Raw genomic sequence first — 23,352 nt, forward strand, 5'->3', positions numbered from 1 at the left:
CCTATTTTATTCCACAATACCTACAGAATCAAAGCCTCCGGTAGCTGCTTCTACCTCTGCACTGCCTTCTCCATATAAATCGACAGCAGATTGAATGATCGATTGACGGGCATCGCTGAAATCAGACGTAGGCGTCAAATAAACCGTCAATGCACGGTAATAAATTTTTCCGAGCTTTTCTCGTCCAATATCCTGAGCCGTCAGGTAGGCTGCATGATTAATGATGGACGAGTTAATATGAACACCACCATTGTCCAAGGCACGGGGAAGATCATAAAATTCATCCATATGTGATGGATATTTTCCTTCACCATTTCCGTATGCTACATATTTCTCTCCCACCGGATACTTGCTTGGGTCACTTAAGCTGCGAAGAGATTCTCTGCCGTCTTCTTTAGCAGCTGGTGCCATGATGTCTTCTCCCAGCTCCCAGTTTTCATCATCGATCAATGCGCCGAAAATGTCTGCGAAAGCTTCATTTAACGCACCAGGTTGAAAACGGTACACAAGATTGGCGGAGTTGGAAATAACCCCGTGGGTCATTTCATGAGCAGCCACGTCAAGCCCGGCAGAAAGAGGAACCATGAATTGGCCATCTCCGTCACCATACGTCATTTGGCGTCCGTTCCAGAAGGCGTTGTTATAATTTGTTCCATAATGAACATAAGAAACAATCGCCATTCCCTCATCATCAAGGGAATTTCGGCCATGCTCATTTAGATAATAATCGTAAACCTTCTCTGAGTTATAATGGGCGTCCACAGCAGGACGATCGTAATCTGATTTAAATGAAGCATCTTTATTGGAGAAAACCTCTCTTGAAGGATAATCGTACGTTAAAATCCCCTCCAAATTCTCATGACTATAATCCGCCATCTGGAACTCGGTGCCTGAACGCGGTTCCTTTACTTGAGAAATATGTAAAAGACGATGTTCCCCTAATACACCGGTCCCTGTTCCTGTTTGAGTTTTAATCTTTTCGGAATGCATGATTCCATTATATTGATCCACCACTTTTCCACTTTTCGCATCTACGAAAACAAACCAGTTTCCTGGCTCTGCTCCTAAGAAGTTCACATTCACTTTATAGGCGATATGATTTTTTCCTTCAAACGGATAAATCACGAGTTCCGAAGTTGGAGTGTATTCTGTTTTTTCGGGAGCATGAACAGAGGCTTTCGCTACTTCCATCGCATTTTCACTGGAAACGAGCGTAGACGTATTCAGTTCACTCGTTTCCACTTGTTCATTGTAAGAACCATTCACAGCTGTAATTTCATTGTTTTTGTTATAGTGAACAATAATCTCAGAACCTTCAACAGGCAGTCCATTCTTTGTTTGATGGAAGCGGACGTGGGTCATCCCCAACTCATCTTTTTTTGATTCCTTCACCTTTAAACTGGCTTTGGGATTCTTCATTCCAATTTTACTTTTATGTTGATCTAAATAGTTAAGAGCATCATTGGAATTAACTGCAACACGTTTGACTGCTTGCTTTTCTTTTACAAAAAGAGAGACATTAGCATTCTCATTCCATTCCTTGGAGGCTGTATTTAATGCGTGTTCTTGGGGGTGGACGGCAAGGGCATCACTGGACGGAAGGGCGGCAGAAAAGAGAGTAGTGGAAAGGATAATTGGTGCAATTAGTATTTTTTTCAATTTATTTCCTCCTTTAGTAGCTTATGTACAAGTATAAAGAGGGAGGAAAATAATTACATGATTCGTATTCATTATCTTAAAAGTCTGAAAATATAGGTATTTATTGGTAGGAAGAGAAGTGCACTATGAGGAAATTTGATTAATAAGCATCTCTCTCTTGTTTATTTCGGAATTAGAAGTAATGAGTAAGGACTAGTTATTGTCGAAAGAGAAAGAAAAATGGGGGGAGATTAGAAAATATTAGGAGGTTATAAATAGAAGTTTTATGGGTACTTAGAATTATGTAAAAGGATAACCATACTATAATAAAATATTTAATAGAGATGGACTCTACTGAAAAAGTTGTCGATAAGTATTCCTGCTTAATCGATAGACTATTCTGAAATTTATTCTATAATAGAAATACAGGAAATATCTGTTAATGAAAAATTACTTTGTTAGGAGGAATAACAATGTCTGGATATTATATGAAAGAAATATGGACACCATTAAAATTAGTAGGGATAAAAATATTTAAAACTGAAGAAAATCGTATATTTATGAAGTTTCTCAAGAAGCCAAGAATGCGTATTTTCTAAGGCCATAGTTTGTTATTCCTTTTTATTATGAAATATAGGCAGGCAATCCTATATTTCCATCCGTACATTCCCAACTGCTTTTTCTGTCACTAACCTCATTTATACGATTTCTCGTATTTTGAATATTCCATTCTCCAACAAACCATTTTAAGAAGATCATAGAACCCAATTCTCACGACTTAAATTCAACTTTCCAAAATAATATAAGTTTGTAAACCAACATATTGTTGGGCGTTACATATAATTCAATTCGAAGGGGCTGGGATCATGAAGAAAATCAGTACCGGTTTATTTGTATTTCTATTGATCTTCTGTTTTAGTGTTTCACCGTCGCTTGCTGCAGGTACGTTTGATCACCGAACCATTAAGGAAGAAATTCAATCCCTCTCAAAGAAACAATCTTCAACGACACTTGATGACTCAACCTTCACTAGACTGAAAGAAAAGATGAAAGGATTAAGGAAGACCGATGAAATGAGGTTGATGGGTGAAGTGTATGAAAAGGAACCCAATGATTATCCTTACCAGGCTGACCATATCCGCCTCGACGATGTTGTACTTGGCACTTTTGGTTGGGCTGAAGACTTGGATTTTTATAGTTTAGATATCGGTGAAACGCAAGATACGTATATTTACGGAAAGACATTGACGACTCTCAATAGTCTGGGATATTTACTTTTCACTTCGGAAGGTGAGCCTGTTTATCCTGACGAATGGCTGGAAGATGGAAGCGATAATCTCCAGATTTATTACTCATTACCTCCAGGCTCCTATTATATTGCAGCCACTGATCTGAATATGTTTGGCGGGGACGGAGGATATGGGTTAACCGCATTCACTGGAGAAGAAACCACGGATAATGTGTATAGGATTTATGGAAAAGACCGGTACGAAACCGCCATTGAAATCTCAAAGGCAGGATGGCCTGACGGGGCTGAAACGGTTGTATTAGCAAGAGATAACACATTCCCTGACGCTTTGGCGGGTGCACCGTTCGCTTATCAGAAAGATGCGCCGATCCTATTAAATCCAAAGGATAGTTTAAATGGTAAGGTGAAAGAACGAATAAAAGAATTAGGAGCAAAGGAGGTTGTTATTTTAGGAGGAGAGGGAGCAATATCAGCTAAAGTTGCTAAGGATTTGAAGAATAACGGCTTGGATGTTCGTCGAATCGGGGGGGAAACTCGATATGAAACAGCGGTCAACATTGCAAAAGAATTAGGGTATTACGATCAGGCAATCATTGCATACGGCGGCAATTTCCCGGATGCCTTATCCATCGCGCCTTATGCTGCCTCCAATGGAATACCGATTTTGTTAAGTCCTACTAATGAATTAGCGAATGAAACGAAGGGTGCTTTGAAGTCTGTCACGGACACGATTATTGTCGGAGGAAAAGCAGCCATTTCCGATCAAGTCCAAAAGCAACTCGCTCATACGAATCCTGTACGGATTTTTGGAGCGGACCGTTTTGAAACATCGGTTAACATCGCCACACGGCTTGCAATGCCTGGAGATATCATCACGGTTGCGACAGGTCAAAACTTTGCCGATGCACTGACCGGGTCTGTACTCTCCGCTAAATACTACGAACCTATCATCCTTGTAGAAAAAAATAAGGTTCCTAAGCCTGTACGAGAGTACATCTCAGATAATGGTACGTGGTACTATACTGTACTTGGTGGAGAAGGAGCGGTTTCTCAAAAAGTTGTAGAGGAGCTTAGCGGTTTGTAGGTTATATAACATATAGAAAGACTAATGATTACACTATGTGGTGGTCATTAGTCTTATTTTTTTGCAACCATCTCAGGAATCTTCAGCTGTATAAAATACCAAATGACTATCATCCTATCCGTCATTTTCTGTTATAGTAATATCAACGAATATTTTGACAATAAACGGAATGAAGGGATTGCCATCAATGACTAGTGCTTCTACCATGCTAATACAATTTCTAGAAGATCATTCAGACGAATTTTTACTTAATTGGCGCAGAAACATCGTCATTTCAGAAAATGATTTATATAAAAAAGAAGTGTTGAACAATGGGGTGAAAATGTTTCATTTAGTGAAACGCGCGATCGAGAAGCCCCTCAGTGAAGAAGAAATCACCTGCCTTGCACACAAGACTGCCCTGGAACGAGTCAACGCCAACGTCAATATCAGTGAGTTTGTGTACAACGTGAATATAGGAAAAAGCATCATCATAAAATGGGTAAGTAATTCAGGGATCGAGCTCAGGGAATTACAGCCCATCATTGAAGAAATCAATGCGTTATTCGATCGTTTCTCCTACTTGGCCGTCAGAAAATACACGGAAATCAAAGAGCAGCAGCTCCAGGAAAAAGAGTCATATATTGATCAAACCCATAAAGAACGCCTGACGATCCTGGGCCAGATGAGCTCGAGCTTTGTCCATGAATTTAGAAATCCACTCACTTCTATTATGGGGTTCACCAAACTCTTGCAAAACGGTTATCCTGACTTACCGTATCTGGATATAATGCAGCATGAGCTTGAGCAATTGAATTACCGTATCTCTCAATTCCTGCATGTATCGAGAAAAGATTTAATTGAGAGTGCAAGGGAAGAGATCATTCTTTCGAATCACCTGGAGGAAACCATTGAATTCTTGTATCCAAGCCTTCTGGATGGTGGTGTATCTATTGATTTTCAGTGTGATATGGCCATCAAGGTGTTGGGAAACAGGGATGAGCTAAGACAGGTCTTTCTTAACCTCATCATGAACTCGATTGACGCTCTTCAAGAAGTGGAAGGCCACCGTCAGATAACCGTCTCCTGTGAAGAAGAAGCAGGCAAAACAAAACTGGAGATTTCCAACAACGGTCCGCGGATTAAAGAAGAAACCATCGAAGCCATCTTCGAACCTTTTTACACAACGAAAGATCTTGGAACCGGAATCGGTCTATACATCTGTAAAAAGCTAATAGAGAAGCACGGAGGCCAGATCCATTGTCAATCAAATGATAAGATGACCATATTTACGATTGGGATCCCTGTGGAAACGAATATAGTTATTTAGTAGAATTCTGGCCTATCGGTGCCGGGCACAAAACGTGGTTTTTGTGCCCGGCACCGATTTTTTTTGGTGTAGTCCAGCAAATGCTTTAGTGATTAGTAGAATGTAAATGGTATAATCGATTTAGATAAATATAATCAGTTTAAGAGGATGTTGGATAAGATTATGACGCAAAATGAAAAAGGGATTACGTTACTTGAAGTGCTTTTGTCGATGGTGATCTTATCGATCGTTCTCTTGACGATTGTGAATTTCTTTCCCCAGATGGGCAGGATGAATACGTATAATGGCGAGAAAATGAAGGCTGTGAACGTGGCCAGGGGAGAACTTGCTGCGTGGAAGGAAAGGGGCAGCCTTGAAACTCCGCCATCACATTACATAAAAAATGAAGGCACAGACCCACATAACTATCATTATTTCACTTCCACCATAGATGGGTTTAAGGTAAATGTAACGATCAATAAACACTCGGATTTGGATACAACAGAATCTCCATCTCCAATAAAAGCTCATCAATTGCTCATTCAAGTGCTTGAAGATCAAAAAATAGTAAGTGAAACTTACGGATACTTGATGGTACATGACTAAGGGGGCTTCTACTTTGATACATAACGAACGTGGATTAACACTTGTTGAAGTCCTTGTTACTTTATCCATTTTGTCCATTATAGGTGCAGTTGTATGGAATGTTTTCTATCAAGGGATCAATTATACCAAAAAGGCTGTCTCTCAAAATAGTATTCAGCAGGAAGCGAATATTTTAACCATGAAGTTGACGAGGATTCATCAGACTTCAGAATCCTATGAACTGGAAAACCCGGGTTGTACCATCAAAATGAAATACAGTGAACAAGAAGAGGAGTTTCATCATAACGATCTGTGTTTTTCACTGGAGAATGCCCCGGAAAAGCCTATCAAACCAAGCAATATCGATTATCCTTTACTCGTTACGATTACAGATAAGCACCATCCTAAAAATAAGTTCATCATAGATACAACCTTATATAGACTGAAGGGAAGTAAACATAATGAATGATATGAAAAACGAAAAAGGATATGCATTGGTAACCGTCTTATTGATGGTGGTCGTTTTTATGGTGATTTCATTATCTTTTATGGGTCAGTCCTTTAGTAGTGTGAAACAGAATAAGGAAGTGGAGAAGGGATATCAATCGGTTGCTTTGGCGGAGATGGGCGTGGAGTATTTCGGGGGTAAGGTCAGGAATGTCTTGAAAGAATCAGAGATAGATGGGACAACAAATAGTGAAGGATTAAAAGTGAAGGTTGAAGGATCCCTGGAAAATGAAAAAGTAGAAATAGAAGATGAAGAATTGGCGTCCTATTTTCAACTAACTAAAAATGATGGTTTAATGAACTTTAGTGGCCTTAATGAACAAGAGAATGAACTGATCATCCATTTTAAAAGCTTAGGAAGTTCGGAAAGTAAAGAAACTACCTTACATACGATCATGACGATCCCGATTAGAATCGGGTCGACCTCATCGAAAGAACTACCAGACTTTAATCAGATTCAGAAACCGGAAAATATTCGGGCTGAATGTAAAAACCCGCCGATTATATATAATAGTTGCGCTGAGATCTTAGTTCTTGGATCTGGGTCCTATCCTCAAAACCATAATAACTTAGATGACAAACTTATTTATACAACTGGGGCACTCATCCTGGACGATAATGCCAATAACATGGACAATACAAAAATTCATACAGACGGTTCCATGTCACTCGGGAAGAATATGAATAATGCTTCAACAGTGATCCTTGAAGTAAAAGGTACGATGAGCTTTGGAGGGCAGTTAAGATTGGACAGTTCCAAGGTATATATCGGAGGCAGCATGAGCCTTGCCGGGCAGATGGATATAGAAGACAACTCCTATACTTATGTTGGGGGGGACGCTTCAATTTCCAAACATTTATCCATTAGTACAAACTCAAAAATGTGTGTAGCTGGTAACCTGGAAGCCAGTCAGCTAGATATAGATGGGAAGTTATATGTGAAAGGGTCAGTAGAAGGAATAATCAAATCTGGACAGCCAACTTACGTCAATCACACTGAATTTGTGAAAAACTGCGGTGTAAGCGGCTCCTCTCAAACGATATCCATTATGTGGGATGAAATTTCAACTGAAGTTGATTATTGATTGTATAAATGCAAACCTTTCACTTTTTGTGGAAGGTTTTTTATGGAATATGATTGAAGTATATCCACTCCTTCCCTTGTTAATCGGGCTGTGAGTAGGAAAGAATCAGATTTTTCGACAGGGATGCTTAATGATTTGAAAACCGGGTCAATTACCCCCAATTCCGGATCAATAATTTGAAAAAAGGCTTAATAAACCCCAATCTGGCTTAATCCACCATGAAAGTGGCTTAATTATGAAAGATTAGTGAAATAACTCTTCTATCTCATACAGATTCCCAAAAACAGTACAAGAAACGAACTATAAAGGGTTTAGAATAAACTTCAGAAGTAAATCTACATAAAAAACCTCCGCGATTCAATTCGAAAAGGTCACTTCAACTTCTCAATATCCTCAATGATCTCTTCATATGGAGGATTGGACACCCCTTCATATTGCTTCAGCAGAATCCCATTTTCACTCACTAAATAAAAAGAAGTTCCATGAACAAATTGATTAGAGCCTTCAACTTGAGCAGCAGGAGTTTTAAAAGAAACATTGGCAAAAGATTCGATCTCGTCCCGGGAGTATCCCGTCAAGAAACTCCAATTCTCATCTTCAACTTCATATCGGCCACTATATTCCTTTAAAACGTCAGGAGAATCATGTTCGGGGTCCACACTAATCGAAACCAGCTGAACTTCTCCATCCAATCCCGCCTCCTGTATCTTCTTTTGTAGCTTCGACATATTCGCCGTCATCGGAAGACAAACTGTATCGCAATTCGTAAAGATGAAATCAGCAATCACTATCTTTCCCTTATTGAGCTCACCTAAAGACGTAGTTTCCCCATTCTGATCCACAGCGGCCAATTCACCGACCTCTACTTCCATAGGAAAAGACTCCTCAACATTTTCACCCTGGCAGCCAACCAACAAGATAAAAGATAAGGCAATTACTGCAATAATAGATTTTACTCCCACTCCACTTCCTCCTTCTGAAACAGAGGTCCGTCCCTCATACGAGAAGAGGGACGGACCTTGTCAGGTTAGTCTATAAACTGCTTATCAATTAAATCGGTGAATTCCGGTTTTTCTTTCAGGAACTTCAGTTCATAGGATGAATCAGCGAAGGCTTGAACGGCATCAGAGTCCACTTTGTAAGTGAAACCGATTCGTTCCCATGCCTGGTCGACGACTTCCTTGCTTAGTTCTTGGCCGGTTACGTCTTTCACGTCTTTAATGGTAATTTCTTTTGCTTCTTCCGGATTTTCAGCGATGAAAGAAGTTGCTTCTTTATGAGCGTCCACGATTTTTTGAATGGTATCTGGATTTTCTTTAACGGATTTTCCTGAAGCAACCAGGACGGAAGCAGGTAATGTTTCCCCGAATGAAATTTCATCATGATCGATGATGATGTTGGCACCTGTTTCCTGTTGAATCACGGCGGCCCAGGGTTCCGGCGCTACGGCAATATCGACTTTCCCTGATTTCAGCATGTTGGCATATTGTGCAGGGTTTCCTGTCACATGTTTCATGGTTCCGCCGATACGTTGAGATTCAATGCCATGTTCTTTTAAGAATGTTTCGACCTGAACATCATGTGTACAACCAACGGCTGGTGTGATGAAGGATTTGCCTGCAAAGTCGTCCACGGTCTTTACGCCGCTTTCTTTACTGGCAAGGACCACGGTTCCACCAGTAGATCCCCCACCGATGATCTTCACGTCAGCACCGGTCATGTAGTTGTTCATAGCTGGACCAGGCCCGACAAGACCGGCATCAATTTCGCCTGTTTTTAAAGCGGTCATAAACGACGAGCCATCCGGGAAGGTTTTATATTCAATCTTTGTACCGTCACCCAGCTGCTTTTCATAGAATCCTTTATCCTTCGCAACCATTGCGGGAACGTGATTAATATTAGGGAAGTAACCGATGACGACCTTCTCGCTTACGTCACCGCCTGAACTCTTTTCAGTACCGCAGCCTGCTAATACACCTAGGAATGTAAAGAAAATCGTTAAGAGTAGAAATGCTTTTTTCATTTTGTAACCTCCTGTTTTTATTTTCTTAAATATGCTTAAGACTCCAATCCCCAACGCTTAATCACTGATTTTTCAATGCGCTGGAAAATCAGTTGATCCACAATCGCCCCGATGACTCCAATGATGATCATGACGGCAATGACCAGGCTCATGTCACCAAAATCGGATGCGTATCGGAGAGTGTAGCCGAGTCCGGGACCGGTGCTTAACAGTTCCCCTGCCATCAGCGCTCTCCAGGCGAAGGCCCAAGCAAGACGTGAACCCGTGACCACATAAGGAATCGATGCAGGGAAGATGACTCGAATGAATAAGTCCAAACCTCTCGATCCCATTGTTTGTGCTGCTTTTAAAAAGAGGGGAGAGACGTTTTTTATGCCCATTCGAATGTTGAGGGCCATGACGAATGTACCGCCGAGGATGACGACGAAAATCACCGCTTTTTCATTGAGACCGAACCACATAATGGCCAGTGGCAGCCAGACAATGCTCGGTACACTTTGGAAGGCCAACAGTAAAGATCCCAGCGTATCGTCGGCCGTTTTTGATTTGGCCAGAAGAACGCCTATGCTGGTTCCGATAAGCAATGAAATACCTAACCCGATGAATAAACGTTTGAAGCTCGCAATAAGGTCAATGATCAAGGTTTGATCTGCAATTCCTGTAAATAGGGCCTCGAAAACGGATGTGGGAGAGGGGAGGACAACTTCTGTCCATAGTCCAAATCGTGATCCCGATTCCCAAAGGCCTATAATGAGGGCAAAAAAGATGATGCGTTTAAGAGCTGTGTTCATAGGCCAATTCCTCACTTATCACTTTATCGATTTCCTTCTTTAAATAGCTCATGATATGTTCTTCGATTTTCACCATATCTTCTTTATGAGCATCTCGTGGACGAGGAAGATCCACTTTAATATCTGCCAAAATCGTACCGGGGCGGGTACCCATGACGATGATCCGATCTGAAAGTTTAATAGATTCAGAGATGCTGTGAGTGACGAACAGGACCGTTTTCTTCGTTTCCATCCAAATCGTTTCAAGCTGGTGGTGAAGGCGGGAGCGTGTTTGTTCATCCAGTGCGCCGAATGGTTCATCCATGAGAAGGATTTCCGGGTTCATGGAGAGAGCCCGTGCAATCGCAACCCGTTGCTGCATCCCTCCCGACAGCTCATGAGGATAATGATCCTTATAGTTACCCAGCTGGACCATATGTAAGTACTTGGCGGCTTGCTGTTTCGCTTCTTTTTTTGACATCTCTTTTTTGAGAGGGAACGTCACGTTGTCACGGACATTCAGCCATGGAAAAAGTGCCGCTTGTTGAAACACCATCCCCCGGTCTTTTCCAGGTTTCTTGATCGGATTTCCATCTACAAGAATTTCTCCGGAAGTCGAGCTGGTCAGTCCAGCCACGATGGAGAGGAGTGTAGACTTTCCGCATCCTGAAGGTCCCAGGATTGAAACAAACTCACCCTTTTCAATCTCAAGGTTCATATCTTTAAGGACATCAGTTGGCTTCCCGTTCTTATCGAGATATTGCTTATTAAGGTGGTTGATCTGTATAAACATGTAATCATCCTTATCTTATAATTCTTATTAGTTTAGTCGGAATATAAATAATACAATTATAGTATATTGGGGATGGTTGTCAAGGTTTCCTTTATTTTGGAGGGGTTAGATATACGAGTGCCTGGTACCGAATTTAATCATTAGTTTGGGATAGGCATGATCACCGTTGTTGAAAATAATTTCCTATTATATTGGAAAAAAAACTAAAAAGTGAAATGATTTCAACTTCTATATCGTCTAATATGTAAAAGAAAAAAGCGGGGGAATGGGATGTCCAACAATAGATTGGTCGCAGATTGGTTTCGACTTTACAGTGATCCTATATATACTTTCTTGGTATATCGGATGGGTTCTGCTGATGTGGAAGATCTTGTTCAGGAAGTATTCATTCGGGCACTGAATTCCGTGGACTCGTTTGAGGGAAAAGCGAATCCGAAAACATGGTTATATTCCATTGCCAGGAATCTGGCCCTTGATGAACTAAGAAAGATGAAGAGGAATAAATGGTCCACTACTTCTTTTTCCCCAAAAAATCATGAAGCCGCTTCATTAGAAACACCTGAATCTCTTTATTTTCTGAATGAAGGAAGTCGCGAACTTTTAACCACTATTCAGAAGCTTAAATCTAACTATCGGGATGTGTTGGTTTTAAGAGGAATAAATGGCATTGACGTAAAAGAAACAGCCACCATTCTTGGGTGGACGGAGAACAAAGTTCGAATCACCTATCACCGTGCGTGTAAAAAGCTGCAATCCATAACAGGAGGATTTACAAATGAAGAATCATAATGAAGACAATCTACAAAAAAAGCTTCCCCCGCTTCAACTAAATAACGAGGCGAAAGAACGCATTCATACAGCCATATTTCATCATGAACCTTCTCCGTCTTCACAGAAGAAAGTCTGGAAAGAGGGCAGGTTTAAAAGCTTTGCCGCTGCAGCTGTTGGGTTACTGGTTTTTTCAATCTTGACGGTATATATCATTTCCCAAACAGACAAAGATAAAGCAAATCAGTTATTCGCTGATGCTGAGGGAAACATTAAAGCGGTTTATGAAGAAATGGAATTGAACCTGCAAGAAACGGAAGAGGGCGGATTACTAAAAACGATTGAACCTTCAGAACTAAAGTCGGCTCAAATATCACTCCGAAATGCTGAGAAGGGAATTTTGAAAAGTGGAGAAGAGAAGGAAAGGGAACTTCGCCAAAATTTAATCCCCATGATGAAAGAAATAGAGGATTATAACCAGACCGTTCCAGTGGCCAATGAGCTTCAACAGAACATTAACGATGTGAGCAGTCTCCTGGAGAAAAGCCCTTTAGAAGAAAAAATGGCTGAAAAGGTAGCTTCAATAAAAAGCGAACTGGCAAAAAAATTAAAGACATTCGACAACCTTGAAAGCTCATCCCTTAGATCGTTCTTTACTAATCATTATTCCACACAGGTGAATCGTATTGATCAAACGTTAAATCAATATAAAGAAGTACAAGAAGAAATCCAAAACCTTAAAGCAATTGCAGAAGAACCATCATTAAACGAACAGGAGTTCGAACAACAAGCAGAGAGAATGATGAAACAGGTCAACCTTTTGCCGGATAATCAAACGACTGCTGAGATGAAAGAAGAAATACAGTCGGCAAAAGATGCGTTCTATCAGGTGAAAGAAGAGGTTGAAGACAAAAAGCGCCTTGAAGAAGAAGCGAGTCTTGAAAAGGAAAAGGCAAGCAACGAAGAAATGAGAAGTGCCTCTGCAGGTGAGAAAGAAAAGGATGGTACAAACGAAGACAGTCCTGATGAGGAACTATACCCGATGGAATTCACCATGACTGATTCTAATGGACATACGTTTAAGCTAAGTCGTGATTTTGACATATATAAAGTCGGGAAGGAGTATGATGAAATTGCGAAATGGTACGGAGGGCGCTTCTACTATACTCCAAGCTCAGATGTGTCACACGTTATTATTGGCAGAAAGATAATAGCAACCGTTTCTCTCGTTTCTGCAACTGACGTGAAATATAAAGACCTCTTTATCGATTTGATGTCACATCGATCAAAAAAATATACAAGGGACCAATTCGCTTCCATTGTAGACACGGTTATGCAGAGTGGTGAGCCGTATAAAGTTGAGGAAGGGAACTCAGGAGAATTACTCTCAATAAAAAATGGAAAGTTGTTTTATCATGGATGGTAGAGTAACTTATGACAGCAATTTATATACTCAATTGATTGAGTGAAAAGCCAGAAGAGAAGAGACATCCTTTATCATAGTATATGGGGTGTCTTTTTTTGTTTCCTTCCATAGGGTTCCAGGTACAAATCGGCTATCTGGTGACTGGAATCCAATTCATAACATCTTCACTTTGAACAGATTTCATGAAAATTTAAATCTTCATCATTTCTCCCAGAAGCCATCCTCCTTGAAAAAGGCCACTAAGGTGGGCATTTTAAACAATCTTCTTTTTTTTTAGAATCGAAGCTTTAATCCTCTAGTCCAAAACAGGCAGAGAATCTCCATTGCATAACGGAGAACATCGTCTTCGTCAACTTCAGACCAAAGGGTGAGGATTTTGATTCTGTTCTCACTGATTTCTCCATCGCCACGAAAAAAGTGTTGAACTATTTTATCGAAAAAGGACACACTGAAATCGGCTATATAGGTGGCCGTGAGAAGTTTAAAGAAAAAGGGATGCTGTCAGAATCAGCTATGTATGTCGGTTCCTTCACGGTGGACGATGGCTTCGACTTAATGAAAAAAGCGATCGCAGAGAACGGTGACAAACTGCCAACGGCATTCTTCTGCGGCAATGATTCCCTTGCCATCGGTGCTTTGCGTGCTCTTCATGAAGAGGAGCTCAGTGTACCTGACCGTGTCAATATTATCGGCGTCAATAATATCAGTGTCGCAAAGTATGTGTATCCTCCACTTAGTTCTGTCAAAGTCCAAACTGAAGTCATGGGGGAAACGGCTGTTGTCTTCATGATGAAGCGTCTTGAACAAAAACAAAAAGTCACTCATAAAGTGTTTGTTTCATCCGAGCTTGTCGTCAGAAAAAGCAGTTATTGAATAGCATCTGTAGAAGACCACACCTTTTGGATAAGGTGTGGTTTTTCTGCTTGGTGGGAGATGTTGATGTGAGAGTTTAAGAATAGTCGTTTTTAACCAGGAGTGACAGGGTAACACTATAGTAAATACCATTATTTTCTTCAAATTAATAGGAGGGACCGATTTGATCAGTCAAACGAGAGATATTGTTCAAAAGTCATTGGATGCTTTATTAGAGGACGAATCTTTTTTACCCGAAGTGAAAGGTGAGACGAGAAAGAAAGCGTTCACTTCATTAACTTCCATTCTGTCGACACCGAACCACGTACATAAATCGTATTTGAGGATTCCGTTGGAGGATGAGAAGGTGGTCAGAATCCCTGCTTTTCGTGTTCAACATAATAATGCCCTCGGGCCTTATAAGGGAGGGATTCGTTTTCACGAGACCGTGAATGAGGAAGAGGTCGTGAATCTGGCTTCATTAATGACGTTGAAGAATGCCCTTCATGATGTTCCATTCGGTGGAGGAAAAGGCGGGATCATCCTGAATCCCCGGGAGTATTCCGAGAAGGAGCTTCATCTGATTGCGAGGAAGTATGTCCAATATTTCAGCGATGTCCTGGGACCCGATAAAGACATCCCTGCTCCTGATATGGGATCGGGGGAACGTGAAATGGACTGGATGATGGCGGAGTACAAGAGCATCCGGCCGGGAATGCCTTATAGAGGTAGCTTTACGGGCAAGAGTGTTGTGAACGGCGGATCGTTGGGCCGGAGAGAGGCGACGGGTAAAGGTGTCTTCTTTACATTCCGCTATCTGGTTCATGATTTTGTAAAAGAACAGAAGAGTCTATTGACGAAAACCGATAATGTCTTTGCGAAAACAGCTCTTGATTTTGAAGACCGTGCGTTAACGATTGCTGTACAAGGGTTCGGGAATGTCGGCTCGGTGGCGGCACTTGAAGCATATCAATCCACTCATTTACAGAATAAAGTGGTGGCGGTGAGTGACCGGAATGTGACGTTGTTCAACTCGGATGGTCTTGATATCCCGGCATTAGTGGAGTTTACGATGAAGAATAAAGGAGATCTTCCCACGAAAGATGAACAGTTGAAGGAAATCGGAGTAAAGGCTGAAATCCGTGGCCGTGATGAGGTTCTGTATTTAGATGTAGACGTTCTGATGTTAGCGGCATTAGAGGATCAGGTACACAAAGATAATGTAGAAAAGGTGAAAGCAAGAATCATCGTGGAAGGGGCCAATGCACCAATCACAACGGAAGCGGATAGTTACTTAAGTGATCAAGGAGTCATTATCATCCCGGATATCCTTGCGAATGCAGGTGGGGTCATCGTCTCCTACTTCGAATGGCTGCAAGGACGGGAAACCCAGTTCTACACAGAGGAAGAAGTATTCAACCTCCTCTACGACAAAATGAAAACAACCATGGACACCGTCCTGCCACTATTCTTCGGCGACCCTTTCCCATTACGGCAAAACTGCTACATCCACTCCGTCATGAAACTATCCACGGTTCTATACAGACAGGGGAAACTTTATTAAGAACGAGGGACGGACCTCTATTCCTAGGAGCTGGTACTAGGAGTGGAGGTCCGTCCCTCTTTTAATAAATTTTAATAAAGGGTGTCCTTCCCTTTCCCTTTACTCTATATAAAGGGTGAAAGGAGGTGAGGCACATGGCAACAGCGGATTTGAAATCTACGAGAATACGTCTGGCTTACAATGATGGCCAGGACGAGAAAGGGAATCCTAAGATTGTGTACAAATCGTATAGCTACATCAATGCACTGGCAACGGCAGATGAGATGAACAGCGCGGCTTTATCCCTGGCAAGTCTTTCATCAAAAGGATTATTCAACATCGAAAAGGTCCAAAGCTTCGACATTAACGAGTAAATGATGATCGATCGTTTAATAGAAAGGAGGTAGATGCAACATGGCAAAAGTATTAGAACTGGAATTCCAAACGGAAACGGGGAAGTCAGGGAAACTATCCATCAATGACCCGATTGATCCGATTGATACTGTGGCGGTGAAAGCAGCGATGGATAACCTGATCGCGACCAATGTATTTGGAAGTTCGAGCGGAATGTTTGTGAGTGTGGAAGGAGCTCGAGTGGTCGAGCGTAATGTGACGGATTATGATGTGATGTAATCGAGTGAAAGTGTTCTCCTTAATTGGGGGACACTTTCTTAATGTTATTCAACATAAAAAAAGAGTAACCCATTACAGGTCACTCTCAATCATGAAAAAATTATTTCCCCAACAAACTCACAGCCTGTTCCAACACTTTCTCACCATTCATCATCCCATAAGACATCCCATCGATTACATCCACCTTAATATGATAAGGCTCAGCTTTTTCCATAATTTTAGATGATAGGTAGCGTACTTGGGGACCGATGAGAATCACATCAAGTTTATCTAAGTGATTGCTTAAGTCAGCTTCAGATGTAGCATTTATGGTGGCTTCAAGACCTTTTTCTTCAGCAGCTTTGCGCATTTTTTGGACTAACATACTCGTTGACATTCCTGCCGAGCAGACTAACATGATATTCATATAAAGCACTCCTTACTTGGTTTGATGTAGTTCGATGATTTCCTGGGCCAGTTCTTTAACGGTGATGGCGTTCATGAGATGATCCTGGGCATGAATCAATAGAATCGTAGGATTCTGTGTGTCACCGCTTGCTTCTTTTTGAAGTAATTGCGTTTGGTAATGGTGTGCTTGATGAACTTCTTTCGCTGCTTCAGCCATTTTTTCCCCGGCCGTGTCGAATTGTTTTTTCTTCGCTGCCTGGAGGGCTTCCATGGCGGAAGACCGCGCGTTGCCAGCGTGTAATATGATATGAAAAGATATTTCTTCTAAGGTTAAATTTTGTTCAGCATTCATGCGATTTTATCACTCGTTTCGGTCGTTTTCTTTAATTGGGCACGTTCAGATGCGAGTAGGAATGGAATGTACATGAGTGTAGCGATCGTCAGGTTCACGAGTTGAAGCACGATTCCACTCCAGGATCCGCCTGTTACAAGGTATCCACTAATGATCGGTGGTGTCGTCCAAGGAACAATCGCGACGGTTTTGGGTACAATACCTAAACTCAGTGCCAGATAAGATGTAACGGTCAGCACAACTGGTACGAGTAAAAACGGGATAAACATAAGTGGGTTTAACACGATCGGCAACCCAAAGATGACCGGTTCATTAATATTGAAGACTCCAGGTGCAGCAGACAGTTTCCCGACTGTGCGGTAATGCTTCGTTTTCACCACAAGGAAGATGGCGATGATCAAGGCGATCGTCGTACCGGATCCACCCATGTACACGTACGCATCGAAGAATGGTTTCGTCACAATGTATGGAACGTCGAAGGCACTCATGCCGTCTGCGAACAGCTGCTGATTTTTTTCAATCAATGGTAGGTAGATCGGTTCGATGATCGGACCTAATATGTTTGTGCCATGTAAACCAAAGAACCAAAGGAAATGATTTAAGAAGGCTACAACAATGGCTGATGGCAGTGAGTTTGATACAGCTTGCAGTGGTTCCTGAACCACGGTAAAAACGATTTCGAAGATGCTTTTTCCTGCATATGAAGTTAAGAGAGCTTGAATAAGACCCACAAGAATCAAGATGATCGTAGCCGGAATCAGGGCTTTGAATGATTTTACAACACCTTCCGGCACACCGTCGGGCATACTGATCGTAAACTTCGAGCGAATTAACACTTTAAATAATTCTGTGACAAGGAGCGACGTGATCACGGCGACGAATATCCCTTGTGCTCCGGTCCACGCGAAGGAAATTCCCCAGTCTTCCGTTACCGGTGTGAGGATGATGAGTGAAGCGATCGACACTAATGCTGCAGATAACCCATCGATATTATAGGACTTGGCTAAATGATAACTGATGGATGCGGCGACGAGCAGTCCGAGGATGGCGAATGACCCATTCCACATATTCCCGCCAACGGATTTCCAGTTCTCACCGAACACAGCGACCATGAAATTCTGGAAGGCTTCAATCGGCAGATTATTTAATAAGACAGCCAAAGATCCTACGATGATCAACGGCATGATCGTGACGAAACCATCACGGATGGCAACGAGATGTCGTTGTGACCCGATTCGTCCTGCAATAGGCATAAACTTGCTTTCCATAAACCCCATTACTTTACTCATTTCTCTTTCCCCCATTTACTAGATTAATTGAATTGCGGTAAAAACTCTTTGTGAGCTTCTAATAATTCATCGACTAGTTGGCTTGCTACCCCTTCGTTCTGTACTAGCGGATTCATCACCATGGCCTGGTAAACATGATTGTACTCACCGGACATTGCTGCTTGAATGACGAGCTCTTCGAACGCTTTCATCTGTTGGATGATCCCTCTGACTGATGGAGGGAGAGGTCCGATGGCGATTGGCCGAGGTCCGTCCCCCGTAATGACGGCGTTTACTTCGATGACAGCGTCGTGAGGCAGGTCAGGGATGGATCCTTTGTTCAGTGTGTTGACGGTTTGGATGTCCTCTGAGTTGTTGTAAATGCTCGTCATGAGGCTGCAGGCAGCATCACTGTAGTAGGCACCTCCTCGATTTTCCAGTTCTTTTGGTTTTTTGTTTAACTCTTCTTTCCTATATTGGATGAAAAGTTTTTTTTCAACTTTTCGAACAACCTCTGCCCGTGTACCGTTTTCTTTATAAGCTTGAAGGTCCTTTTCCAACACAGAGTCCCGTTGGAAGTAGTATTGATGATAAGGATTAGGAAGCATCCCCAGGGCTTTTAAAAATTCCTTGGACCATCCAAGTGAAACGATGTTCGCAGGAGAATAGTCTCCTTCTTGATTGATTAGTTTTTCGAGGACGAGGTCCGTCATATCCAGTCCGTTGATCCAAACCCTTTTTCCAAACACAAAATGATTCATCCCTACAAACTCAATTTGTACTTCATCTGCACGACAATTCATCATCTCAGCCACACTGTTCTTCATGTTGAAAGGGATATTGCACACCCCGATGACTTTTTTATGTGTGCTGTATTTAAGCAGGGCTTCTGTTACAATTCCTGCGGGGTTGGTGAAATTAATAAGCCATGCATTGGGACAAATGTGATGGATGTCATGACAAATTTCCATGAGTACCGGGATGGTGCGCAAGGCCTTGAATATACCGCCTGCTCCATTGGTTTCTTGACCGATGAATCCATGACTTAACGGAATCCGTTCATCTTTTTCCCGGGCAGAGAGGCCGCCCACCCTGATTTGTGTTGTAACAAAGTCAGCACCGATCAAAGCTTCCCGCCGATTAAGAGTCCATTCCAATTCAATCGGCACACCTGCTTTTTGGATCATCCGACGAGCAAACTGCCCGATAATTTCAAGCTTCTCTTTCCCTGTATCGATATCTACAAGCGTAATGGCCGTGACAGGAAAAGATTCGTATCGGTGGATGAACCCCTCGATAATTTCTGGTGTATAGCTTGATCCGCCTCCGATTATGACCACCTTTAATGACATTCTGTCGATCTCCCTTCATCTTGAAAGCGATTTCTATTTTTTATAATGTATCATACAAATTTTCGCTCGTCTATATATTGTAATGACAAATATAAGATTTATGTCTATTTTTTATTTAATTGTAATAACAAATGTATTTTATGATAAAATGAATAGGAATAGAGAATTGATCGTGGATGTGTTATAGCAAATATAGGAAGAAAGTGGAAGGGAGAAGCAGAATGAAAGAGACACAAGAAGTAAAAGCCCTGCATTCACATGTAAAGGAAGAAATTATCGAACTGATTAAAAATAGAGAATACGAGCCAAATACAAAATTGCCGACGGAAGCGGAGTTTTGCGAGAAATTCAATGTCAGCCGTACGACGATCCGAACGGCGCTCCAGCAGCTGACACTTGAAGGTTACGTGTATCGCGAGCAAGGAAGAGGAACCTTTGTCGCGGAACAGAAAGTCAGTCAAATTCTATCCTCGACGATAGACAACTACACAGAGCAACTGCGATTACAAGGTAAGAAACCTAAAATCAAGGTACTAAGCATGAGTGTCATCCCGGCAGAATCAACAGTGGAAAAAGCGTTGGAATTGAAGAATGGAGATCCAGTCAATCGTTTAGAGAGGATCCGTTATTCGGACGGGCTGCCCCTGCAATATGAGGTGGCATATCTGCCCTGGTACAAGACGCCTGGGCTGGATAAAGACGAATGCGAAAGATCTCTTTACAAGCTCCTGGAAACACAGTTTGAGATAAAAATTAAAAAAACCGTCGAAACGATCGAGTTATTTTTAGCAGATGAACGAGTGGCGGAAAAGCTTGAGGTACCAGAGGGGACACCTTGCTTTATAATCGAAACGACTGCTTATGTAGAGGATGGATCGGTGATCGAATTTTCCAAAGCGATCTTCAGAGGAGATAAAGCGAGCTTTCTTGTAGAAAGAACCTATTAGAGAAAAGGGGATGGGGGATTATGAGGAACGTGATCGTCAATGCAGATGATTTTGGTTTATGCCGAGGGGTGAATTACGGCATTGTTGATAGTCACCGGTATGGAATCGTCAACTCGACAACCATGTTGGTCAATATGCCGGGGACTGAGCATGCGGTGGAATTGGCTCGGCTATATCCGGAATTACAGGTTGGCATCCATTTAACGCTGACATGTGGGAGACCAGTTTCGGGCGGGGTACCATCGCTACTAGATGAGAGAGGCTTTTTCCGTTACACCAGCAGGATTTTTGAAGAAAAAGAAATCGATGTGGAGGAGGTTGAGATGGAGTGGGAGACACAGATTGATAAATTTTTATCATTCGGATTGCCCCTTTCCCATATCGATAGTCATCATCACGTCCATAGCTTTCGGCCTTTGATCCCGGTGGTGAAGAGGTTGTCGGAGCATTATGAGGTTCCGGTTCGGAATGTGCTTGATGGGGACGTAGATGGAATGAATGTATTAACGGATCGGTTCACGATGGACTTTTATGGTGAGGGTGTGTCGGTTGAGGGATTGGAGCGGATATTGGACAGCCGGTACGAAGGGGCGACGCTTGAGATTATGTGTCATCCGGCTTATGTTGATTCTTATTTGAGGAGGAATTCTTCTTATTGTGAGCAGCGGTTGAGGGAGTTGGATGTGTTGACAGGGATGAAGGGGTTGAAGTTTTAGTTTTCGATCGATTGTTTGAGAGATTAGGATGTATATATGGGTAGTATAGTAGTTGAAAAAAACTCCTTCCTATTCCATCAACAAAGATAACGTTTACATTAATCTTTACTCAAAATCACCTATTGACATCCCCACCAATCACCAGTATTATCCTCTATAAGATAAAAATTTAGAAAATTACATACTTTCAATTATCCAGAGTGACCGAGGGATCAGGCCCTATGACGTCCGGCAACCTCCAGTATTGGAACGGTGCCAATTCCTGCAGAATGATTTCATTCTGAAAGATAAGTCGAGATAAACAGGCGATGCTTCTTTCAGTTGAAAGAGGCATTTTTTATTGGACAAAAAAAGGGGTGTGCACATTGATCGAGATTCGGAATTTGGTGAAAACGTACAAAACAAAGAAGCAAACGGTGGTCGGTGTCGATAACGTGTCCGTGAAGATCGAAAAGGGTGAGATCTTTGGAATCGTTGGATACAGTGGAGCGGGCAAGAGTTCACTCATTCGTTGCTTGAATCTATTAGAATCCCCGACATCAGGAGAAATTATCATTGATGGACAGGATTTTACGAAGCTCTCATCCAAACAACTAAGACTCGCCCGTCAAAAAACGAGCATGATCTTTCAACATTTTCACTTGATCAAATCCAAAACGGTTTTTAACAATCTGGCTTTTGCCTTGAAAGCGGCACGTGTACCGAAAGCGAAAATCAAGCCCAGGGTCGTCGAGCTCCTTGAGATGGTCGGTCTTTCAGACAAAGCGGATGCGTATCCGGCTCAGCTCAGCGGAGGACAAAAGCAGAGAGTCGGGATTGCGAGAGCCCTTGCTAATAACCCATCGGTATTGCTTTGCGATGAAGCGACATCGGCACTCGATCCGAATACCACGAAATCCATCTTGAAGCTATTGAAAAAAATCAACAAAGAACTGGGATTGACAATTGTGCTCATTACCCACGAGATGGAAGTGGTGAAAGAAATCTGCGACCGGATGGCCGTGATGCAGGATGGGAAAATCGTAGAGGAAGGTCCGGTTTACGACCTGTTTGCAGAACCTAAGCAGCCTTTAACGAAGCAATTTATTGAAACGATCCTTCAATTTGAGCTCCCGCCACACCTCGTGGAATCAAGAAAAGGAAAACTGATCAAAATCCAATTCAAAGGATCGATCGCAGAGGAAAGCGTCGTTTCAGAAGTGTTCCAGAAATACAAAGTGCGAGGCAATATTCTTCACGGCAAGATTGAATATATTCAGGAAGTGCCACTGGGGATTTTTATCATGGAACTGATCGGCTCCCATGACGAAATCGAAGCCGCGATCCGGTATATCACGGTGAAGACGCAGAGCTTGGAGGTGCTTGAGAATGCTGCCTGATTCATTGACTGCAATTTTACCAGAATTGAATAAAGCCTTTTTTGAAACGGTGTATATGGTGGGGATTTCACTCGGAGTTGCGATTTTGGTGGGGTTGCCGCTCGGGATTCTTCTTTTCGTAACAGACAAAGGCTTGTTTTTACAAAATAGTTTTATCAAAAAGGTCGTTGGATTTGTCGTCAATATGGTGCGCTCGGTTCCGTTCATTATTCTATTAGTAGCACTCTTACCATTAACCAAACTATTGACCGGTACCACGATTGGACCGACGGCAGCTTCCGTATCGCTCTCTATTGCGGGAATTCCGTTTTTTGCGAGAATGGTAGAAACGTCGCTCCGGGAGATTGACAAAGGAGTTATCGAAGCTTCGGTTTCAGTGGGGGCAAGTCCTTGGATGATTATTAAGGACGTGCTGTTACCAGAAGCGCGTCCGGCAGTGATTCAAGCGATTACGATTACCACGATCAGTTTAGTTGCCTATTCAGCCATGGCCGGCATCGTCGGTGGAGGCGGAGTCGGGGACCTGGCGATCCGCTTCGGGTACTACCGTTATGACAACACGGTGATGTTCACCACCGTCGTCATTTTAATTTGTTTAGTTCAACTCATCCAATATACGGGTGATGTGTTTGCACGATTAGTCGATAAACGATAACTACTTTAGGGGGAACAACAAGTGAAAAAATGGATTTTATTAGTAGCATTAA

The 23,352-nt window shown here is 42.1% G+C and carries 24 protein-coding genes and 1 riboswitch; of the genes, 15 read left to right on the forward strand and 9 right to left on the reverse strand.

Annotated features, from left to right (window positions below):
* Positions 1-6 precede the first annotated feature (6 nt).
* Positions 7-1,659, reverse strand: coding sequence for a M4 family metallopeptidase (locus AC6CIB_RS11075; RefSeq protein ID WP_498280649.1), 1,653 nt, complete (start codon positions 1,657-1,659; stop codon positions 7-9).
* A gap of 845 nt (positions 1,660-2,504) precedes the next feature.
* Here AC6CIB_RS11075 and AC6CIB_RS11080 point away from each other — a divergent pair.
* The 5 genes from AC6CIB_RS11080 to AC6CIB_RS11100 all read left to right on the forward strand — a co-directional run bounded on the left by AC6CIB_RS11080 (position 2,505) and on the right by AC6CIB_RS11100 (position 7,436).
* Positions 2,505-3,971, forward strand: coding sequence for a cell wall-binding repeat-containing protein (locus tag AC6CIB_RS11080; protein ID WP_498280651.1), 1,467 nt, complete (start codon positions 2,505-2,507; stop codon positions 3,969-3,971).
* A gap of 187 nt (positions 3,972-4,158) precedes the next feature.
* Positions 4,159-5,280 (forward strand): histidine kinase N-terminal domain-containing protein, encoded by a 1,122-nt coding sequence (locus AC6CIB_RS11085; RefSeq protein ID WP_498280652.1) that lies wholly within the window; start codon positions 4,159-4,161, stop codon positions 5,278-5,280.
* A 147-nt stretch (positions 5,281-5,427) separates the two neighbouring features.
* A complete protein-coding gene (locus AC6CIB_RS11090; RefSeq protein ID WP_498280654.1) occupies positions 5,428-5,865 on the forward strand; it encodes a type IV pilus modification PilV family protein in 438 nt (145 codons plus the stop codon).
* 13 nt (positions 5,866-5,878) lie between these two features.
* On the forward strand, positions 5,879-6,313 hold the full coding sequence (locus tag AC6CIB_RS11095) for a type II secretion system protein (protein WP_498280655.1): 435 nt from the start codon (positions 5,879-5,881) through the stop codon (positions 6,311-6,313).
* Complete coding sequence (locus tag AC6CIB_RS11100; RefSeq protein ID WP_498280657.1) at positions 6,306-7,436, forward strand: hypothetical protein; 1,131 nt, start codon at positions 6,306-6,308, stop codon at positions 7,434-7,436. Before AC6CIB_RS11095 ends, AC6CIB_RS11100 begins: the two co-directional genes overlap by 8 nt.
* 371 nt (positions 7,437-7,807) lie before the next feature.
* Here AC6CIB_RS11100 and AC6CIB_RS11105 read toward each other — a convergent pair whose 3' ends face one another.
* The 4 genes from AC6CIB_RS11105 to AC6CIB_RS11120 all read right to left on the reverse strand — a co-directional run bounded on the left by AC6CIB_RS11105 (position 7,808) and on the right by AC6CIB_RS11120 (position 11,022).
* On the reverse strand, positions 7,808-8,398 hold the full coding sequence (locus AC6CIB_RS11105; RefSeq protein WP_498280659.1) for an SCO family protein: 591 nt from the start codon (positions 8,396-8,398) through the stop codon (positions 7,808-7,810).
* A 65-nt stretch (positions 8,399-8,463) separates the two neighbouring features.
* Positions 8,464-9,459, reverse strand: coding sequence for an aliphatic sulfonate ABC transporter substrate-binding protein (locus tag AC6CIB_RS11110; protein WP_498280660.1), 996 nt, complete (start codon positions 9,457-9,459; stop codon positions 8,464-8,466).
* A 35-nt stretch (positions 9,460-9,494) separates the two neighbouring features.
* On the reverse strand, positions 9,495-10,250 hold the full coding sequence (locus AC6CIB_RS11115) for an ABC transporter permease (RefSeq protein WP_498280662.1): 756 nt from the start codon (positions 10,248-10,250) through the stop codon (positions 9,495-9,497).
* Complete coding sequence (locus tag AC6CIB_RS11120) at positions 10,234-11,022, reverse strand: ABC transporter ATP-binding protein (protein ID WP_498280663.1); 789 nt, start codon at positions 11,020-11,022, stop codon at positions 10,234-10,236. Before AC6CIB_RS11120 ends, AC6CIB_RS11115 begins: the two co-directional genes overlap by 17 nt.
* A gap of 270 nt (positions 11,023-11,292) precedes the next feature.
* Here AC6CIB_RS11120 and AC6CIB_RS11125 point away from each other — a divergent pair, with 270 nt between their 5' ends.
* The 6 genes from AC6CIB_RS11125 to AC6CIB_RS11150 all read left to right on the forward strand — a co-directional run bounded on the left by AC6CIB_RS11125 (position 11,293) and on the right by AC6CIB_RS11150 (position 16,244).
* Positions 11,293-11,811 carry an RNA polymerase sigma factor gene (locus AC6CIB_RS11125; RefSeq protein ID WP_498280665.1) on the forward strand — a complete coding sequence of 173 codons (519 nt, stop codon included), beginning with the start codon at positions 11,293-11,295 and terminating at the stop codon, positions 11,809-11,811.
* Positions 11,798-13,216 carry a coiled-coil domain-containing protein gene (locus AC6CIB_RS11130; protein ID WP_498280666.1) on the forward strand — a complete coding sequence of 473 codons (1,419 nt, stop codon included), beginning with the start codon at positions 11,798-11,800 and terminating at the stop codon, positions 13,214-13,216. Before AC6CIB_RS11125 ends, AC6CIB_RS11130 begins: the two co-directional genes overlap by 14 nt.
* Before the next feature lie 420 nt (positions 13,217-13,636).
* Positions 13,637-14,089: a substrate-binding domain-containing protein gene (locus AC6CIB_RS11135; protein WP_498280668.1), complete on the forward strand. Its 453-nt coding sequence runs from the start codon at positions 13,637-13,639 to the stop codon at positions 14,087-14,089.
* A gap of 163 nt (positions 14,090-14,252) precedes the next feature.
* Positions 14,253-15,632 (forward strand): Glu/Leu/Phe/Val family dehydrogenase, encoded by a 1,380-nt coding sequence (locus AC6CIB_RS11140; protein WP_498280670.1) that lies wholly within the window; start codon positions 14,253-14,255, stop codon positions 15,630-15,632.
* 134 nt (positions 15,633-15,766) lie between these two features.
* Positions 15,767-15,985, forward strand: coding sequence for a DUF1659 domain-containing protein (locus AC6CIB_RS11145; protein ID WP_498280672.1), 219 nt, complete (start codon positions 15,767-15,769; stop codon positions 15,983-15,985).
* A gap of 40 nt (positions 15,986-16,025) precedes the next feature.
* Entirely contained in the window at positions 16,026-16,244 is a 219-nt protein-coding gene (locus AC6CIB_RS11150) for a DUF2922 domain-containing protein (protein WP_498280674.1), read from the forward strand.
* A 100-nt stretch (positions 16,245-16,344) separates the two neighbouring features.
* Here AC6CIB_RS11150 and AC6CIB_RS11155 read toward each other — a convergent pair whose 3' ends face one another.
* From AC6CIB_RS11155 to AC6CIB_RS11170, 4 genes are read right to left on the reverse strand one after another with little or no spacing between them, the layout of a single operon-like run.
* Positions 16,345-16,650 carry a PTS sugar transporter subunit IIB gene (locus AC6CIB_RS11155; protein WP_498280676.1) on the reverse strand — a complete coding sequence of 102 codons (306 nt, stop codon included), beginning with the start codon at positions 16,648-16,650 and terminating at the stop codon, positions 16,345-16,347.
* A 12-nt stretch (positions 16,651-16,662) separates the two neighbouring features.
* Positions 16,663-16,983 (reverse strand): PTS sugar transporter subunit IIA, encoded by a 321-nt coding sequence (locus tag AC6CIB_RS11160; RefSeq protein ID WP_498280678.1) that lies wholly within the window; start codon positions 16,981-16,983, stop codon positions 16,663-16,665.
* Entirely contained in the window at positions 16,980-18,272 is a 1,293-nt protein-coding gene (gene celB, locus AC6CIB_RS11165; protein WP_498280680.1) for a PTS cellobiose transporter subunit IIC, read from the reverse strand. Before celB ends, AC6CIB_RS11160 begins: the two co-directional genes overlap by 4 nt.
* Positions 18,273-18,295: 23 nt before the next feature.
* The gene (locus tag AC6CIB_RS11170; RefSeq protein WP_498280682.1) at positions 18,296-19,603 is read right to left on the reverse strand and encodes a 6-phospho-beta-glucosidase; all 1,308 of its coding nucleotides are present in this window, start codon (positions 19,601-19,603) and stop codon (positions 18,296-18,298) included.
* A gap of 221 nt (positions 19,604-19,824) precedes the next feature.
* On the opposite strand from AC6CIB_RS11170, the gene AC6CIB_RS11175 reads away from it, so the two are divergent.
* The 4 genes from AC6CIB_RS11175 (at position 19,825) to AC6CIB_RS11190 (ending at position 23,300) form a co-directional block, all read left to right on the forward strand.
* Positions 19,825-20,550, forward strand: coding sequence for a GntR family transcriptional regulator (locus AC6CIB_RS11175; protein WP_498280684.1), 726 nt, complete (start codon positions 19,825-19,827; stop codon positions 20,548-20,550).
* Between the two features lie 20 nt (positions 20,551-20,570).
* Positions 20,571-21,266, forward strand: coding sequence for a chitin disaccharide deacetylase (chbG, locus tag AC6CIB_RS11180; protein ID WP_498280686.1), 696 nt, complete (start codon positions 20,571-20,573; stop codon positions 21,264-21,266).
* A gap of 188 nt (positions 21,267-21,454) precedes the next feature.
* Positions 21,455-21,560: riboswitch (SAM riboswitch) on the forward strand.
* A gap of 71 nt (positions 21,561-21,631) precedes the next feature.
* Positions 21,632-22,645, forward strand: a complete 1,014-nt coding sequence (locus AC6CIB_RS11185; protein WP_498280688.1) for a methionine ABC transporter ATP-binding protein — start codon at positions 21,632-21,634, stop codon at positions 22,643-22,645.
* Positions 22,635-23,300, forward strand: a complete 666-nt coding sequence (locus tag AC6CIB_RS11190; RefSeq protein ID WP_498280690.1) for a methionine ABC transporter permease — start codon at positions 22,635-22,637, stop codon at positions 23,298-23,300. Before AC6CIB_RS11185 ends, AC6CIB_RS11190 begins: the two co-directional genes overlap by 11 nt.
* The last annotated feature ends 52 nt before the right edge of the window (positions 23,301-23,352 follow it).

Source organism: Rossellomorea sp. GQ25 (assembly GCF_059758515.1).

Bases quoted from the DNA above. Each gene is read 5' to 3' on its own strand.
- AC6CIB_RS11080 (WP_498280651.1), top strand. From the start codon at position 2,505: ATGAAGAAAATCAGTACCGGTTTATTTGTATTTCTATTGATCTTCTGT.
- AC6CIB_RS11085 (WP_498280652.1), top strand. From the start codon at position 4,159: ATGACTAGTGCTTCTACCATGCTAATACAATTTCTAGAAGATCATTCA.
- AC6CIB_RS11090 (WP_498280654.1), top strand. From the start codon at position 5,428: ATGTTGGATAAGATTATGACGCAAAATGAAAAAGGGATTACGTTACTT.
- AC6CIB_RS11100 (WP_498280657.1), top strand. From the start codon at position 6,306: ATGAATGATATGAAAAACGAAAAAGGATATGCATTGGTAACCGTCTTA.
- AC6CIB_RS11110 (WP_498280660.1), bottom strand. From the start codon at position 9,459: ATGAAAAAAGCATTTCTACTCTTAACGATTTTCTTTACATTCCTAGGT.
- AC6CIB_RS11115 (WP_498280662.1), bottom strand. From the start codon at position 10,250: ATGAACACAGCTCTTAAACGCATCATCTTTTTTGCCCTCATTATAGGC.
- AC6CIB_RS11120 (WP_498280663.1), bottom strand. From the start codon at position 11,022: ATGTTTATACAGATCAACCACCTTAATAAGCAATATCTCGATAAGAAC.
- AC6CIB_RS11125 (WP_498280665.1), top strand. From the start codon at position 11,293: ATGTCCAACAATAGATTGGTCGCAGATTGGTTTCGACTTTACAGTGAT.
- AC6CIB_RS11130 (WP_498280666.1), top strand. From the start codon at position 11,798: ATGAAGAATCATAATGAAGACAATCTACAAAAAAAGCTTCCCCCGCTT.
- AC6CIB_RS11145 (WP_498280672.1), top strand. From the start codon at position 15,767: ATGGCAACAGCGGATTTGAAATCTACGAGAATACGTCTGGCTTACAAT.
- AC6CIB_RS11150 (WP_498280674.1), top strand. From the start codon at position 16,026: ATGGCAAAAGTATTAGAACTGGAATTCCAAACGGAAACGGGGAAGTCA.
- AC6CIB_RS11155 (WP_498280676.1), bottom strand. From the start codon at position 16,650: ATGAATATCATGTTAGTCTGCTCGGCAGGAATGTCAACGAGTATGTTA.
- AC6CIB_RS11160 (WP_498280678.1), bottom strand. From the start codon at position 16,983: ATGAATGCTGAACAAAATTTAACCTTAGAAGAAATATCTTTTCATATC.
- celB (WP_498280680.1), bottom strand. From the start codon at position 18,272: ATGAGTAAAGTAATGGGGTTTATGGAAAGCAAGTTTATGCCTATTGCA.
- AC6CIB_RS11170 (WP_498280682.1), bottom strand. From the start codon at position 19,603: ATGTCATTAAAGGTGGTCATAATCGGAGGCGGATCAAGCTATACACCA.
- AC6CIB_RS11175 (WP_498280684.1), top strand. From the start codon at position 19,825: ATGAAAGAGACACAAGAAGTAAAAGCCCTGCATTCACATGTAAAGGAA.
- chbG (WP_498280686.1), top strand. From the start codon at position 20,571: ATGAGGAACGTGATCGTCAATGCAGATGATTTTGGTTTATGCCGAGGG.
- AC6CIB_RS11190 (WP_498280690.1), top strand. From the start codon at position 22,635: ATGCTGCCTGATTCATTGACTGCAATTTTACCAGAATTGAATAAAGCC.